Origin of the sequence: Psychromonas algicola, assembly GCF_004378355.1 — a bacterium.
Taxonomy (GTDB): domain Bacteria; phylum Pseudomonadota; class Gammaproteobacteria; order Enterobacterales; family Psychromonadaceae; genus Psychromonas.
Genome location: NZ_SNUB01000016.1, coordinates 1 through 15,383 on the forward strand (window position 1 = coordinate 1; position 15,383 = coordinate 15,383).

Sequence of the window (15,383 nt, forward strand, 5' to 3'; positions counted from 1 at the left end):
TGTCCATTAGGTTCAACTCATTCCAAGGCATAAGTACCTCCTTATTTTGGGTACTTATAGTTTAAGAAATTGTTACCTATGTATAAGCAACAAAGTGTCACCTATGTTTATAACTCATACAATGCTTTTCTTATGACTAAAAATTCTTTGTATATGCCGCAACATTTCACTTTTCTAAGTGTTTTTTCAAATAATAAATTTCTTTAGCGTATTTTCATGTAATTGTGACGTAAGCACTGTTGATAGTTTTTAATGTGGCATGTGTAACTTATTTGATTAAATAAGGTAGTAAGGTTTGAGTGCTATGTACTATGCTTAAATGAAACCTACATATAGATAGGGTTGTATATTCAAGGAAGGTAGAATATGAACGGAATTCAGCAATTATCTTTTAAAACAAAAATTATCACAGTAATGGTTGTTTTATTATTAACATCAACAGTGACTTCATTTTTAAGTGCAGACTACTTTATTGAAAAAGAGCTTTCTGCAACAGACACTAATCGTATTAAATCACAGCTCATACTCGTTTCTAAAATTGTTGATGAAGAATTCACAGCAAAACTTTTATTGGCACAAACACTTCAACTAAGTATCTCTAATTTAGGAGAAACACTTCATAAAACAGGTTTTCATAGTCTTTCTAAAGTAACCTATGGTTCGGTTTTTACACCAGATAATAAAGTTGAATACTCACCTTCAAAAGCGACACCATTAATTGAATATGATGATCAAAGTCAGCAGAAATATCTCGATATTGAAGCGAAAGCAAAAGGTAAAGAAATATATATCAGTGATGTGTATTACGAGGAAAATCAACCTCTAATCACTATTGCGCGATCGAGTTCTCGCGGTACAGATGTGTTTATTCTAGATTTGAGTTTTATCATTGATACGCTGACAGAGATTAAAACAGAAGGAAGCTTTTTAGAGCTAATTGATAATTTAGACCAAGTTATTTACAGCGATAAATCAACAAATGATGTTACTAAACTAGAGAAATTAATCACTGTAGCTGGGCGAGAGTGGAAACTGAATGGTTATATAGATAATCAATATGTTAAAGATCATACCTCATCACTAAGTAATAGCATTAATTTAGTTTCTTTAAGTTTTGGTACATTAATTATGCTCGGAGGTATTGTTATTATCATCATGACTTACCGTCCTATTGTTGCCCTAAGAGAGTTAGTGGAAGATCTTGCCCATGGTGACGCGGATTTAACTAAACGCCTTAAAGCTAATAACAATGATGATATTAGTCGAATCTCAAAAGGTATTAATAAATTTGTCGAACGACTACAGGGATTAATGTTGGAAGTGAAAGATTCCAGTGAGCAATCCACACAAGAGATTAATTCATTACAAGATAAAACCACCGCTAACAAAGAAATGACCAGAAGTCATAATGAAGAGATCGAATTAGCTGTTACTGCAATCACTGAAATGAGTACCACGGCAAGTACAGTTGCAGAAAGTGCAAATAACGCAGCACATCAAACAAGTGCGGCATTGCAAGCGATGCAAACGAGTAAAGTGATAGTCAAAGATGCGGTTAGCAGTGTAGATAGTTTAACCGAAGAATTTAACCAAATGGCGACATCAATTAATACCATGGTGTCGGATGTTGAAAAAATAGGACAAGTCATTGATGTGATTGGTGCTATTCAAGAACAGACAAACCTACTTGCATTAAATGCCGCTATTGAGGCCGCACGCGCAGGGGAACAGGGAAGAGGGTTTGCTGTTGTTGCAGATGAGGTAAGGGCACTTGCTGCTCGTACAAAAGATAGCACTGCTGAAATTAATGAAATGCTTGAGAAGTTACAAAGCGGCAGTACTAAAGTTGTTAAAGCATTGGATGGAACCATGGTTAGTTGTCAAAATACGTCATCTAATACCAATAAAATCCATGAATCACTCGATCTTGTTGGTGAGTCAGTGACAAATATTTCGGAATTGAACGAGCAAATTTCTCATTCTGCTAACGAACAACGAGAAGTGAGCCTTGAGATTGATAAAAATATGGTTGCGATGCGCGATATGGTGTTAAGTCTTGGGGAAAATGGGGAGTCTGCTTCTCGAAAAATGGAAGAACTAGCTAGAACAAATCATTCATTAGAAAAGCTTGTGGGACAGTTTAAACTTCAATAAACACCTATAAAAGGTAGATTCAAAGCCCCATTTTAACTCGTTTAAATGGGGCTTTTTATTAGCTATTGTTTCGCCGCTATTTTTTGTAATTCAGGAACCATTTTATCTAATACCAATCACAATAAATAGCTTATTTAATTTTCACTGGTAGGTTGATGATTAACGCCTGCTTTGCCATTCATTACGCAATTTTTACCCTGAGCTTTTGCTAGATAAAGGTATTTATCTGCTTGTTTTATTAATTCATCAATATTAATCATTTCATCACAACAATAATGAGCGCTAATTCCAATACTTACGCTGGCATTAAATGCCTTTTGAGTAGAAGGTAAATATTGAACTTTATTAAAATCCGAACGAATTAATTCTGCAATAAATGTGGTTTTTGTTAATGAAGTATTCGGTAGAAAAACAATAAACTCTTCTCCTCCCCAGCGCCCTGCAACACCGTCTAGCTTTTTGACTGTATTTTTAATAATACTAGATAAAGTTTGAATTACTTGATCGCCCACTTGATGTCCATGGGTATCATTTACTTTTTTAAAGTCATCTATATCCATTAATATACAAAAGATATCATCACTACTTTTTAAGTTCTCATCTAGCCAGTCATAAACTGCACCACGGTTATATAAATCAGTTAACTGGTCGTGTGATGCTCGGTATTTCAATGCTTTTTCAAATTCAACTTTATCGGTAAAGTCTTCTAATACAACCTGCATTGCAGGTTTTCCTTCCCATTCGATAGGGCTATCATAAATATTAAAGAAACGTTTTTTACCATCAAAGCAAATATTTTCAACGATAACGCTTTTACTATTTGAAGTTCCGTCCATTAGCTGTTGATAATGTTCTATGACTTGTTCGTGTTTTTCAGCGGGAATGAATTGCAATATTGAATCAATTGCCATGGCTTGTTCAATAGACTCTCCATGCATAGCGTCTACCCACGCTTGATTAATCATCAAAGGTTTAAAGTTTCTATGTACTAATATGCCTTGCCCTGAATTCATAATTAAACGTTTAAACATTAAGTCTTTTTCACGGATTTTCTTATTTGCTTCTACCATGATAGATAAATCAATGACTGTTACTTGTAATGCAGGCTTACCTTTCCACTCGATGACATGATCAACAGAAAAGACTGTAAAACTCTTGCCATATCTATCGATATTGGTGAATGTTTTTCCTCGGGGAGTCATTTTTCCTGCGATCGTGTCTGCGTAATTTTTTTTAGCAATATCGTGAAATTGTGGAGGTATGAGTTCAAAAAAAGAGTGAATAGAGCTTAACAATTCTATTTCTGTCTCGTAACCATACATGTTAGCGTAATTATTATCAGCATAAACCACGTTAAGGTCTTGAATGATCACAACTCCATAAGTAGAGTCAATATTTATATTATTCATAGATTTTTATAGACTAAGTTATTTGAAAAGTGTGGTTTATATAAATTCAGTATAACTAAATTATGTAATAATCGGATTAAATTTTTAACAAAATGTAAACATTAGGGATTTTTCAATGAAACTTTGTTTTTCAGATCAACAGTAGATAAGCATTCTTATTGTTTGTTTTTTCTTTCTAATATAAATTGTAATGGAAGTGCTTACTGGCATTAACAGCGTATTATTGAAGAATATATTTATTAGGATAACTATGAACAAAGCTTATCTAAGTGCCTTGCTAACGATTTTAATGTGGTCATCATTAGCTGCGTTAACAATCACTATTACCCATATCCCATCATTACTTTCAGTGGGATTAGTCTTGATCTTTGCTTCACTACCTGGCCTTAAATATTGGCGACAATGGAAACTCCCATTGAAAGTATGGTTAAGTGCAATAATCGGTATGTTTGGTTATCACTATTTATTATTTGATGCTTTTGCTCGTTCGCCTGCAATGAGTGTCAATATGATTCAATATTTATGGCCTTTATTTATTGTATTAGGTACGCCACTTTTCAGTCATGCTAAGCTAAATTTAGGGCATGTTATTGGCGCCATTTTAGGGTTTTCTGGCGTATTACTAACACTTGCACAGGAGCCTATCGCATTTAATATTGATGACTTGTTTGGTTATGGTGAAGCATTTATCGCTGCTTTATTATGGGCTTTTTATACTTTATCTAACCGTCGTTATACGCAAATGCCAATGTCTGCGGTCGCTGGCTTCTGTTTGGTATCAGGGATATTAGCGCTGAGTAGTTACGCGCTGACTAATGATGTGTCTGCGGTTATTCCTTCTTCTTTTGATTTAATAACAATTGCTTTGCTTGGATTAGGGCCGATGGGTTTAAGTTTCTATACTTGGGATTATGCTATTCGTCATGGAGATACTCGAATTATTGGTGCTCTTGCCTATTTAGCCCCATTATTGTCGGTAATATGGATGGCTACCTTCATACCTGAAATTACACTCTCGCCGATACACCTTGTTACTTTATTTTTAATTATCGGTGGTGCTTATCTAGGACAAGTTATTGAGAAACGAAAACAAGAACTTTTGGCTAAAATTGAGCCTGCTGCTTAGTTATTTCAAGTTGATTTTGTTGTAATTGTAAATCTTCTGCTATTTTGTCAATTCGTTTCGCATAACGATTGGCTAATACTGCACAGTAAAATATTTGAATTGGGTGGTATAACATTACGGGTAATAAAATCATGCCTAAATGAGGATCATTAGCAAATATAGCGTTGGCCATTGGGATGCCAGCAACCAGTGTCTTCTTCGTCCCACAAAAAACAGTGGTAACTTCATCAGCGAGTCCAAATTGACATTGCTGTGAGCCCCAACGTACTAAATTCACCATTATAAGTAACAATAAAACACAGATAATAATACTTGATACAAGCATCTTAATTGAAAATGAATGCCAAATTCCATTCGCCACGGAATTACAAAAAGCGTTATAAACAATTAATAGAATCACGTATTTATCGACTTTATTAACAATCGCTTTATGTTTTTCAATAAAAGAACGCAAAAGAGGGCGTAGTATTTGTCCAAATATCATGGGTAAAAGTAATAGCTTTGTTATTGAAATAATAGACGTCATTAAATCTAATTTTGCATCTTCTAGCCCCATAAATAATTGAATCAATAGGGGAGTGATCAATACCCCTAACATAGTGGATAAAGAGGCATTAAAAATAGCGGCTGGTACATTCCCTTTTGCAACACTCGTCATCGCAACCGATGAAGAAACTGTGCTTGGTAATACAAGTAAATAACAAAAACCAAAAGCTAATGCTGCTGGCATGTAAGTTAATAATAGATCGCCAAAAATAACCCAAAGTAATGGATAAATAACAAAGGTCGCGAGTTGAATATAAATATGCATACGCCAATTGCTGATACCTGACTTAATCGCAGAGGGGGATAAACCTAAACCATGTAAAAAGAAAACAATCGCAACACCTATTCCTGTGAGTTTATCGAGATGAATTATTCCACCGGAACGGCCAATATCTGCGCTGATAGTGGCTAACAATATGGCGATTACCATCCCCACTAGAAACCAGTTATTTTTAAAATTATCTAATATCTTCATTTATGCTTATTTTGATTAGGGTTATTTAAATAAAGTATTTTACGCCAATTATTTTATTTATCCTGATTTTTTCTGTGCTTTAGTTAACGGTGTGGGGGATAATGAGAAGGGGGGAACTCGTAGAGTTCAAAGCCTGATACTACTGGCTTTGAACTATTCACTTTAATTTAAAAGTCTTTTACTATTTATTAACATCAACAACTACTCGGCCTCTTACTTTACCTGACATTAATTCCTCTGCAGTGTTAATTGCTTCATCTAGACCGATGTCTTTACAAATATCTTCAAAAACATGAGTATCTAGAATGTCTGCAAGACGTTGCCACGCTTCAATTCTATCTTCGATAGGACGCATAACACTATCAATACCGGCTAAGGTGATACCACGTAAAATAAATGGCATAACAGTACTTGGAAAGTCCATACCTTGTGCCAAACCACAGGCTGCGACAACACCTCCATACTGTAAACTTGCACAAATATTGGCTAATGTATGACTGCCCGTTGAATCAATCGCTGCTGCCCAACGTTCTTTTGCAAGTGGACGTCCTGCCTCAGATAAAATGGCACGATCAAGTACTTCTTTTGCACCTAATTTTATAAGGTATTCAGCTTGTTCCATTCGTCCAGTTGAAGCAACCACGTGATAACCGAGTTTCGCTAAGATAGCGATTGCAAAACTACCTACTCCACCATTCGCACCGGTCACTAAAACTTCGCCTTTGTCTGGTGTAATACCATGTTTTTCAAGTGCAATAACACAAAGCATTGCAGTGTAACCAGCAGTACCAATTGCCATTGCTTGGCGAGGTGAAAAGGCTGCTGGTAATGGAATTAACCATTCACTTTTTAGGCGGGCTTTTTCTGCTAAACCACCTGAATGTGTTTCCCCAACACCATATCCATTAAGTAAAACGCTATCGCCAATTTTAAATTTATTACTGCTAGTCTCTTCGACTGTTCCTACTAAATCAATACCAGGAATCATTGGAAAACTACGCACGACAGGGCCTTTCCCGGTGATTGCTAATGCATCTTTATAATTTAACGTACTATGTGATACTTTGATCAGCACATCGCCTTCGGGTAATAAGTTTTCGTCAATGTCTTTGACTGCGGCTCTGTAACCTTGCTCATCTTTTTCTATTAAAATGCCTTTGAACATTTTTTACTCCTATTAGACCGATCGTCTATTAATGGTTAAATAATTTATCGAGGCAATCCTGCGATAAAGTTTTTAAAGTAGTTATCTAGCGGTTTATTGTTTTTTACTAATCGTGCTCTGCTCACAGCACCTTCCCAACCTATCCAAAAACATTCAGCTAAAAATTCGCAATTAGCTGTCTTTGATAATTCACCGTGGTTTTGTGCTTCTTTAAAGCAACTTGCAACGCGTTGTTGCCAAGTATTAAAAACATCAATTAATATAGGTCGAAAACTTTCTGGTAATAACTCTACTTCTTGGCCCAAGTTACCTATTAGACAACCACGTTTAAATTCATATCGAATCATGCCTCGTTTAGCACTTTCAACATAATTACTTAACCGCTTCAATGGAGAAGTTTCACTATCTAATAAACAACTATCGAGCTTTTTTGCAAAATAATTAGCGTAACTCTCAATCACAGCTAAACCAAAAGCTTCTTTGCTTGCAAAGTAATGATAAAAAGAGCCTTTGGGAACGCCAACTTTTTTTAAAATAGGGTCAATACCTGAAGATGCAAAACCATTTTCAGTCAGTTGCTCTAGGCCACTGCGAATCAATTCAGCTTTTGTGTCTGAATTATTTCGCGTATTTTTAGGTGGTCTACCACGTCGTGGTTTAGTCTTTAAAGTTGTCATTTCATTATAATAGACCGATCGTCTAATTAAATGCAATGATTTGTGAAAATGATTAACAATTATCTATTATCTAAATAAATAATGCGTAGATTAAGTTAACGGTACTTTAAGAGATTTGAAGGTTCTGGTGATGTGAATTTGAAACGCCTTGTTGACTTGTTTGCACCAATTTAGGCATTGAATGCACCATAAGGAAGTCTGGATGAACATAAAAACCGCTACGAGTACGAGCAACAAGATAACTATCATCAACTAAACTTTCGTATACTGCGACAACTGTATTTCGTGACACTTTAAGTTGCTCTGCCATTTTTCTTCCCGACGGTAAAGGGTTGTTAGCAAAGGCATTTCCTTTGATTAATTCAATAAGTTTTGCTTTGATTTGCTTCTGATAAGAGCTATTACGATGTAATTCAATATCCATCAAAAAGTTAATCATTTTGTCACCTATATGCAATGTAGTGGTTAATTCTATTTAAATTTTATGGTGTGTTAACCCATAACCCTCTTAACTAGGCAATTTCTAAGCCAATGATGACAATAAGTGTGTATTCTTATTGCTTGTGTTGCTTATCAAGGTAATAATATAAATTAATCATAAAAACATAGATGCAATAAATAACACTTAATACCTTCTCATTTATTACATCTATTTTTTGGCAGTGAAATACATAATTGAACATTTAAGAGGCATTAATGAAGGATATAAAGCGACGTTCAGTAATTTTGCTTTCATTATTATTAGTAATAGGTTTTTTATTTACAAGTTTTGTAAGTTATCTCACTGCACATGACTCAATTAATTCACAAGTAACAACCTCAACACTTCCTTTGACTAGCGATAATATTTATTCAGAAATACAAAGAGATCTCTTAAGACCTATCTTCATTTCTTCAATGATGGCAAAAGATACTTTTGTCCGAGACTGGGTATTAGATGGTGAAGGTAATGAAGATGAAATTATTAAATATTTGAAAGAAGTACAAGAGCAATATGGTGCAGTGACTAGTTTTTTTGTTTCAGATAAATCGAGAAAGTATTATCACTCAAGTGGTGTTCTACGTATAGTCGAACCGTTTAATAAACAAGATGTTTGGTATTTTAGAGTCCAAAAAATGTCTCAAAACTATGAGATTAATGTAGATACTGACACATCAGATCGGTCTTCCTTGACTGTGTTTATAAATCACAAAGTTTACGATTACTCTGGGAATTATATTGGAGCAATAGGCGTTGGATTAGCATTAAATAAAGTAAAGGAGTTAATAGAAAATTATAATCACCGTTACGGTAAAGGTGTTTATTTTATTAATTCTGATGGTCTTGTTATGCTTCGGGGTGGAGCAAGTAACCATATCGATGATATTCATCAAATTACTGGCTTATCTAAATTCTCTAAACAAATTACGTCTTCACTTAATAGCTCAATAAAGTATAAAGATGGCAATAATGATGTTTTTTTAAATAGCCGTTTTATACCAGAATTCGGGTGGTATCTTATTGTTGTTCAAGAAAATGATGAAGTACAAACTCGTTTGCAAAATACATTGTTTATGAACCTAATCGTAAGCTTTGTTATTTCTATTATTATTATCCTTCTCGTTAACTTGATCATTGCCAACTATCAAAAGAAATTAGAAACAATGGCGACAACAGATAAGCTTACAGGCGCGGCTAATAGGCATATGTTTGATGTGCTTTTTAAACAAGCTCATGCTCAATCAAAGCTGAGTAGTGGTGGCTCATTATCTGCTATTATGTTTGATCTCGATTATTTTAAGCAAATTAATGATACATACGGTCACCCTACTGGAGATGTCGTATTAAAAAAATTAACTCAAACTATAAAGTCAATGCTTAGAGAGTCAGACCTAATATTTCGCTGGGGCGGTGAGGAGTTTTTTCTTATTCTGCCAGAAACTGATTTAAAAGTTGCTTATGAAATGGCAGAAAAAATTCGAGAGGAAATTTCAGGCTTAAATGTTGTTTTTGCAGGAAAAAATATTTCAGTCACTATTAGTTTGGGGGTTGCTTGTATTGGACCAAATGAGTCAAGTAACGAGCTTATTGAACATGCTGATACGGCACTCTACTTGGCAAAAAATAATGGTAGAGACCGTACAGAGTGCTATCAAATTTAAGCTGTAATAATTAAATAAAGATCTAGTTATTCAAAGCTATTTTTTATTAACGCTTTTTTAATTGAAATAAATCAGTGCGTCTGTCTTTTAAATTTTTCACGCTACCAAATTGATTGAGCTCTCGTAGCAAATAAATATCGACATCGGCGATTAAAATCATTTCAGTGTTAGGTGTGGCTTCGGCTTTTATCCCATTGGCAGGGAAAGCAAAATCACATGGAGTGAACACTGCTGATTGGGCGTATTGAATATCCATGTTATGCACTTTAGGTAAATTGCCGACACCGCCAGCAATGGCAACATAACATTCGTTTTCAATCGCGCGCGCATGAGAACAGTTTCTTACACGAGAGTAGCCATTTTGGGTGTCAGTCAAGAAAGGAACGAAGAGAATATCCATGCCTTCATCTGCTAAAATTCGACTTAATTCAGGAAATTCAGAGTCATAACAAATTAAGATGCCAATTTTTCCACAGTCAGTATCAAAGGCTTGAAGTTGCGAACCTCCTTCCATTCCCCATACTTTGGTTTCATCTGGCGTGACATGAAGTTTTTCAAAGCGCTCTTTAGTACCGTCACGGCGACATAAATAACCAACGTTATAAAGTCGGTCGTTTACAATTTCAGGCATACTTCCTGTGATTATGTTGATGTTGTAACTAATCGCTAAGTCAGTAAATTTTTGTACTATGGTTTCGGTATGTTTAGCTAATTCTCGAATCGCTTGCGGTTCACTTAAATGGTTATTTTCAGCCATTAAAGGGGCATTAAAAAATTCAGGGAATAATGCAAAATCAGAGCGATAACCAGCAACGGCATCCACAAAGTATTCGACTTGTTCCATTAACTCATCAAGATTTTTATAAGGTCGCATTTGCCATTGTATTAAGCCTAGGCGCACTAGCATCTTGGTTGGTACTTCTTGTTTATTTAACTCTTCGTAATAAATATTGTTCCACTTTAGTAGCACTGCATAATTATTTGATCCTTTATCACCTTCTAAATAACCTTTTAAAATTCTTGCGGGTTGAAAGTCATTCGAAACTTGGAAGTTTAAAACGGGATCGTGTATTTCTTTACGTTTTACTTTTTCGATATATTGTTTAGGAGAGAGTTCATGTGAGTATTTATGGTAGTTTGGAATGCGTCCACCAAAGGTGATCCCTTTTAGGTTTAATCTTTCACAGAGTTCTTTGCGGTAATCATAAAGGCGGCGACCGAGGCGTAAACCACGAAATTCTGCTTTAATAAATACATCGATACCATATAAAGTATCACCTTCATCATTATGCGTGCTAAAGGTATCTTTACCGGTTCCTGTTATATCATCGTAAGTATGGGCATCATTAAAATCAGCATCATTAATTCGAATCGAAAGGGCGCAACCCGCTAGTTGATTATTAATTTTAATAACCACTTGTCCTTCAGGAAACTTATTAATAAGTGATTCAATATGTTGCTCTTCCCAATAGGCTTCAGAAAGGGATACATTAGTATAAGCTTCGATCATAGCTGCCTTAAGCTCTTGATAATCATCAAGACTTAAGTGAGATAATTCTACATTTTCTATGGTTTGCATGGCAAGGCTCTATATAAATGGAAAGGTTTGAGTATATTTTAATTTTTAATTTCTTTACAGAAAAATAAAGAAGTAGGGCAATTAGGTTATTTCCTTTAAATTATGAATGTTGTTTTAATTAGTTATCTAAATATTAGATATTTAATCAATGATATATTTCCCATTTCACTCGGAGGCTTTTGTTTATGTTAATTGGACGAGTTGCAGAACTCACTGGCGCAACGCGAAAAGCGATTAGGCATTATGAATCAATTGGTTTAATTCCAGAGCCAGAGAGAAGTGGTACATATCGTATTTACAATGAGCTCGATGTAAGTGTAATAGCGATGATCCGACAGGCTCAAGTGCTTGGTTTTACGCTGAAAGAGTTAAAAGAAATTGTGAGTATAAAAATAAAGAAGAAAAATTACCAGTTGATCTTGCTTGTTCATTGATTGATGAAAAAATATTCGCTCTAAAAAAAGAAGTCGAATTAATTTTATTAAAAGAAAAAGAACTACAAAAATTTAAAATTGATTTAGTTGAAAAATACGCTTGACCTTCACCCTATGGGGAAGGTTTATAGTTAATAACTCCTTTATTAACTGAGTAAATTTCAATGGAAAAATTAAACTTCAAAAACAAAACTGTTCTGATCACTGGTGCATCGTCAGGTATTGGTAAAGAGTTTGCCAAAAGTCTTGCGAATCAAGGTGCAAACTTAATTCTAACAGCAAGGTCTGGCGATGCTTTACTGGTATTATCTAAACAGCTTGAAACCAGTCATACTGGCATCTGGGTTAAGACTGTTACGCTTGATTTAAGTGAATTAAATGCGGCTCAAATATTATTTGATCGTATAGATGAAATGGGCATCTCAGTTGACTATTTAATTAATAACGCTGGATTTGGTAAGTTTTGTGAGTTTTCAAATGAGAGTGTTGAAACTTATAATAAAATGTTAATGCTAAATATTAATGCACTTGTTGAACTGACCCATCTATTTCTACCTGAGATGAAACAAAAAAATATTGGTGGCATCATTAATGTAGCTTCTACGGGAGCATTTCAACCATTACCTTATCAAGCGGTATATGGTGCTTCTAAAGCATTTTTTTTAAGTTTTTCTGAAGCGTTAACGGGAGAGTTGTTAGATACGAATATCCGTGTAATGGCATTATGTCCAGGCACAACTGCATCGCGCTTTATGGAAAATGCAAATGCTGATACTTCTAAAATGAAATTAATGCCTGCAAAGCAGGTAGTGAGTGAAGCATTAGTTGCCTATGCAAACAATAAGATGGTCACAATTTCAGGAACAGCTAATTATTTAACTTCTTTAATTCCACGACTAGTGTCGCGTAAAATGACAGTAAAAATAGTGGTTAATATGTTTAAAGATAGTGTGTTGAATAAGTCTTCTTAAAATTTGCAACTATTCTACTGATGTTTTATTGGAATGCTGTTATCACTGATTTTGCAATTGCCAAACTATTAACGAGTTGATTAAATTTGGGTAGTTGTTATTGTGGTTTTAACGGTAACCAATAAGATTAATTAGATTATATTAATGGCAGTATTAAAAAGTAAATTTGAAGCGCCCAAGCGTAAGCCGATAGGCACTATAATTAAACATGCGCTATATGGCAGCATATTTGTTTTTGCTCTGACTCTCTTCTTTGAATTGCCATTAAAGCATCAAATTAGTAATGTTCTTCTTTATTTTGCATTCTCTATTATCTTTAATTATTTCCCTAATAAACATAATGAATCTGCTGCTGGAATTATTGAAAACAAGCTTCTCTTTTTAGATTTTTCAATCGATTTATCTTCTATTGAAAGTGCTTTTTACTGGCAAGAAAAGCAATTAGAGCATGTGCTTAAGATTAATTATACTAATGAAACCTACCAAGAGTTTTGGTTAACAGATGCCGATTTAATTGATGATCTGCGCTTTTATCATTTTTTAGTTGAAAACCAATTATCTGTTCGACTGATTGGTGAGGAACTCATTTAATAGCATAATATTAAAGTAGTAAGTTTAAAGTAATCAAAAAAAGGGAATATTAATGGTGAGTTTTTGGGATAAAGTGCTCTATGCAATTTTTTCAATTCCTTTAGCTATAGGCTTAGGACTTATGGTTTGTTGGATTTTATCTTTTTATTTTCAAGGTATTAAAGGTTTTCCTGTCTACTTGTTGTGTGTATTGATAGCAATCGTTTTTACCACCGTACTTAGCTTTGTGTTTCCTACTTTTATATCTAAAATATTAACAGCACTTGTTTTAGCCTGAGTTCATATTACTTCTTAATATATTATATAAATAATCTATTTATATTTTACTTAAAAATGGTTTGAACAGTCGTTCATATGCGCGTATATTCATTGCTATCAAATACCTATGTGAATTACATAGCTATGCACTTGGTTTAGGTTGTGCCGTTTTTTATCTCCTTTTGTATTGCAATTGTTAAATGTCTTTTCAATTCGCTTTAATAAGATAGCAACTCCACTTTCGTTCGTCCGGACCTGAGTCAAGTGCATAGTTATGTTCTATATCGCTTGGTTAGCATATCCTCACCTAGTTTTATCGTTCAAAGGCAATTCATGACAATGACAAAAAAAACGGGCAATAATATCTTCGTGGATATTTGGAGATCATTTTCTTCAATGCCATTTTGGGTGCAAGTTTGGATGATGTTGTTATTGGTTCCTTTGAATGGTTTTAGCTTGTTCTTCCTTGACCAACCAATGGGAAAGCTAATTGCAATATTAGCTGTGGGTGGAATATTGCCTAATATAGCGGTGCTATTTTATGAGCGCGGTTTTTCAAGGTTAATGGCATTGGTACATGTTCCACCATGGAGTTTACTTATTCTTCTTATATTAACAAGTAGACCTGAAGTGTCTGAAGCATATGAAACTTATTTATTGATACTCGCCGCTATTAATATCATCTCACTTGCCTTTGATATTCCGGAAGCAGTGCAATGGATAAAAGGCAAAAGAGATACGCTAGGTCTAAAATAAAGCTTCTTTTTCAACAATCAACTTTAAAGCTTTTTAATCGTATTTGCTCGTCAAGTACTAGGTTTATTCTATTATTTGGTTAATGAGCTTTAAATGATTGAGCTTGTTGTGTCGCTAAAAACTGAGTGCCTATTTCAAATCCCATTTGGTAATCCGCATCTAACGCTTGATTAGTACTGCCTAGTAATCGACTTGCTAATTTTTTAGGTGGCGCAATTTCAATTATCTCTACATCTGCAGGTGGTTTATGCATAAAGTTTAAAGCTTCATTATAAGCATTTTCATGGCCTGTAATGATATCTAATACTTTAGGACATGATTTTGTAGGGCATACCCAAGACTTTAATTTATGCGCCCAAGGGGAACGGATGTTTTGAGTGGTAGGAATTGTGCGTAACACTATTATTTTTTTAGCGCCACGTTGATATGCTTCTTGAATAGGAAGTGGCGATGCAACTCCGCCATCCACATAATAATCTTCTCCAATCGCTATTCCTTTCTTATATAAGTAAGGTAGCGCGCTTGAAGCTTTAAGTGTTGTTAACCAGTTATCTGCGGTCGGTTCAAAGAACGTTGCTGAGAAACCATTGCGGTTTGTTGCTGAAAATAATAATTGACGATCTTTTAATTGCGCTTCAGCACAACCAATATTGAGTTGATATTCAGGGTGGCAAACTTGATTAAAGAACCAATCAAGATCAACAGTATTGCCGCCTGCCAATGAACGTTTCATGCTAAAAAATGCAGGGTGATTTGATAACTGCATAATAGAGCGTTTAGCGTGTCCTAACTGTCTCGTCATATAAGTTGATAGATTCTGAGCACCCGCGGAAGTGCCAATTAAGAGAGCAAAAGGGTTGAAGTCCTGTGCTAACCAACTATCTAAAACTCCTGCTGTGAAAATACCTCGTTGTCCACCGCCTTCAACCACTAAAGCTGTATTTTGGATCGGAGTTGTTGCTGGGCAAGGGATAATTTTATTTATGTGAGATGTTGTCATAGTGCCTCCTAGATATAAGAAGAAGGTACATGAATAATTTTGATAGGGTAAATTGTTTGTTTTTATTATTGCGATAGCTTTTAGCTATTTTAATGTGGGG

At 34.8% G+C, this 15,383-nt stretch carries 15 protein-coding genes; 8 read left to right on the top strand and 7 right to left on the bottom strand.

The window, feature by feature from the left end; translation table 11 throughout:
• Window positions 1–366: 366 nt before the first annotated feature.
• Complete coding sequence (locus E2R67_RS09350) at window positions 367–2,154, top strand: methyl-accepting chemotaxis protein (protein ID WP_134290687.1); 1,788 nt, start codon at window positions 367–369, stop codon at window positions 2,152–2,154.
• A gap of 134 nt (window positions 2,155–2,288) precedes the next feature.
• Here the strand turns inward: E2R67_RS09350 and E2R67_RS09355 are convergent, their stop codons facing one another.
• On the bottom strand, window positions 2,289–3,563 hold the full coding sequence (locus E2R67_RS09355) for a sensor domain-containing diguanylate cyclase (protein WP_134290688.1): 1,275 nt from the start codon (window positions 3,561–3,563) through the stop codon (window positions 2,289–2,291).
• Window positions 3,564–3,813: 250 nt separating this feature from the next.
• Here E2R67_RS09355 and E2R67_RS09360 point away from each other — a divergent pair, with 250 nt between their 5' ends.
• Window positions 3,814–4,689, top strand: a complete 876-nt coding sequence (locus E2R67_RS09360) for a DMT family transporter (RefSeq protein ID WP_166739355.1) — start codon at window positions 3,814–3,816, stop codon at window positions 4,687–4,689.
• On the opposite strand, the gene E2R67_RS09365 is transcribed toward E2R67_RS09360, so the two are convergent.
• The 4 genes from E2R67_RS09365 to E2R67_RS09380 form a co-directional block, all read right to left on the bottom strand.
• Window positions 4,667–5,710 carry a bile acid:sodium symporter family protein gene (locus E2R67_RS09365; RefSeq protein ID WP_134290690.1) on the bottom strand — a complete coding sequence of 348 codons (1,044 nt, stop codon included), beginning with the start codon at window positions 5,708–5,710 and terminating at the stop codon, window positions 4,667–4,669. The genes E2R67_RS09360 and E2R67_RS09365 overlap by 23 nt on opposite strands.
• A 181-nt stretch (window positions 5,711–5,891) precedes the next feature.
• Window positions 5,892–6,875: an acrylyl-CoA reductase (NADPH) gene (gene acuI, locus E2R67_RS09370; protein ID WP_134290691.1), complete on the bottom strand. Its 984-nt coding sequence runs from the start codon at window positions 6,873–6,875 to the stop codon at window positions 5,892–5,894.
• Window positions 6,876–6,919: 44 nt separating this feature from the next.
• On the bottom strand, window positions 6,920–7,552 hold the full coding sequence (gene acuR, locus E2R67_RS09375; RefSeq protein WP_134290692.1) for an acrylate utilization transcriptional regulator AcuR: 633 nt from the start codon (window positions 7,550–7,552) through the stop codon (window positions 6,920–6,922).
• Window positions 7,553–7,658: 106 nt separating this feature from the next.
• A complete protein-coding gene (locus E2R67_RS09380) occupies window positions 7,659–7,991 on the bottom strand; it encodes a GntR family transcriptional regulator (RefSeq protein WP_134290693.1) in 333 nt (110 codons plus the stop codon).
• 257 nt (window positions 7,992–8,248) lie between these two features.
• Here E2R67_RS09380 and E2R67_RS09385 point away from each other — a divergent pair, with 257 nt between their 5' ends.
• Window positions 8,249–9,694, top strand: a complete 1,446-nt coding sequence (locus E2R67_RS09385; protein WP_134290694.1) for a sensor domain-containing diguanylate cyclase — start codon at window positions 8,249–8,251, stop codon at window positions 9,692–9,694.
• A gap of 46 nt (window positions 9,695–9,740) precedes the next feature.
• On the opposite strand, the gene E2R67_RS09390 is transcribed toward E2R67_RS09385, so the two are convergent.
• Window positions 9,741–11,273, bottom strand: a complete 1,533-nt coding sequence (locus tag E2R67_RS09390; RefSeq protein ID WP_134290695.1) for a carbon-nitrogen hydrolase family protein — start codon at window positions 11,271–11,273, stop codon at window positions 9,741–9,743.
• 185 nt (window positions 11,274–11,458) lie between these two features.
• Between E2R67_RS09390 and E2R67_RS09395 the strand changes: the two genes are divergently transcribed.
• The 5 genes from E2R67_RS09395 (at window position 11,459) to E2R67_RS09415 (ending at window position 14,283) form a co-directional block, all read left to right on the top strand.
• Entirely contained in the window at window positions 11,459–11,707 is a 249-nt protein-coding gene (locus tag E2R67_RS09395) for a MerR family transcriptional regulator (protein WP_134290696.1), read from the top strand.
• A 164-nt stretch (window positions 11,708–11,871) separates the two neighbouring features.
• A complete protein-coding gene (locus tag E2R67_RS09400) occupies window positions 11,872–12,678 on the top strand; it encodes an SDR family NAD(P)-dependent oxidoreductase (protein ID WP_134290697.1) in 807 nt (268 codons plus the stop codon).
• 144 nt (window positions 12,679–12,822) lie between these two features.
• Window positions 12,823–13,269 carry a hypothetical protein gene (locus E2R67_RS09405; protein WP_134290698.1) on the top strand — a complete coding sequence of 149 codons (447 nt, stop codon included), beginning with the start codon at window positions 12,823–12,825 and terminating at the stop codon, window positions 13,267–13,269.
• A 52-nt stretch (window positions 13,270–13,321) separates the two neighbouring features.
• Window positions 13,322–13,546 carry a hypothetical protein gene (locus E2R67_RS09410; protein ID WP_134290699.1) on the top strand — a complete coding sequence of 75 codons (225 nt, stop codon included), beginning with the start codon at window positions 13,322–13,324 and terminating at the stop codon, window positions 13,544–13,546.
• Window positions 13,547–13,860: 314 nt separating this feature from the next.
• Entirely contained in the window at window positions 13,861–14,283 is a 423-nt protein-coding gene (locus tag E2R67_RS09415; RefSeq protein ID WP_166739356.1) for a hypothetical protein, read from the top strand.
• A gap of 79 nt (window positions 14,284–14,362) precedes the next feature.
• Here E2R67_RS09415 and E2R67_RS09420 read toward each other — a convergent pair whose 3' ends face one another.
• Window positions 14,363–15,283 carry a patatin-like phospholipase family protein gene (locus E2R67_RS09420; protein ID WP_134290701.1) on the bottom strand — a complete coding sequence of 307 codons (921 nt, stop codon included), beginning with the start codon at window positions 15,281–15,283 and terminating at the stop codon, window positions 14,363–14,365.
• Window positions 15,284–15,383 lie beyond the last annotated feature (100 nt).

Bases quoted from the DNA above. Each gene is read 5' to 3' on its own strand.
- acuR (WP_134290692.1), bottom strand. From the start codon at position 7,552: ATGACAACTTTAAAGACTAAACCACGACGTGGTAGACCACCTAAAAAT.
- E2R67_RS09410 (WP_134290699.1), top strand. From the start codon at position 13,322: ATGGTGAGTTTTTGGGATAAAGTGCTCTATGCAATTTTTTCAATTCCT.
- E2R67_RS09360 (WP_166739355.1), top strand. From the start codon at position 3,814: ATGAACAAAGCTTATCTAAGTGCCTTGCTAACGATTTTAATGTGGTCA.
- E2R67_RS09380 (WP_134290693.1), bottom strand. From the start codon at position 7,991: ATGATTAACTTTTTGATGGATATTGAATTACATCGTAATAGCTCTTAT.
- E2R67_RS09415 (WP_166739356.1), top strand. From the start codon at position 13,861: ATGACAATGACAAAAAAAACGGGCAATAATATCTTCGTGGATATTTGG.
- E2R67_RS09350 (WP_134290687.1), top strand. From the start codon at position 367: ATGAACGGAATTCAGCAATTATCTTTTAAAACAAAAATTATCACAGTA.
- E2R67_RS09365 (WP_134290690.1), bottom strand. From the start codon at position 5,710: ATGAAGATATTAGATAATTTTAAAAATAACTGGTTTCTAGTGGGGATG.
- E2R67_RS09355 (WP_134290688.1), bottom strand. From the start codon at position 3,563: ATGAATAATATAAATATTGACTCTACTTATGGAGTTGTGATCATTCAA.
- acuI (WP_134290691.1), bottom strand. From the start codon at position 6,875: ATGTTCAAAGGCATTTTAATAGAAAAAGATGAGCAAGGTTACAGAGCC.
- E2R67_RS09385 (WP_134290694.1), top strand. From the start codon at position 8,249: ATGAAGGATATAAAGCGACGTTCAGTAATTTTGCTTTCATTATTATTA.
- E2R67_RS09395 (WP_134290696.1), top strand. From the start codon at position 11,459: ATGTTAATTGGACGAGTTGCAGAACTCACTGGCGCAACGCGAAAAGCG.
- E2R67_RS09420 (WP_134290701.1), bottom strand. From the start codon at position 15,283: ATGACAACATCTCACATAAATAAAATTATCCCTTGCCCAGCAACAACT.
- E2R67_RS09400 (WP_134290697.1), top strand. From the start codon at position 11,872: ATGGAAAAATTAAACTTCAAAAACAAAACTGTTCTGATCACTGGTGCA.
- E2R67_RS09405 (WP_134290698.1), top strand. From the start codon at position 12,823: ATGGCAGTATTAAAAAGTAAATTTGAAGCGCCCAAGCGTAAGCCGATA.
- E2R67_RS09390 (WP_134290695.1), bottom strand. From the start codon at position 11,273: ATGCAAACCATAGAAAATGTAGAATTATCTCACTTAAGTCTTGATGAT.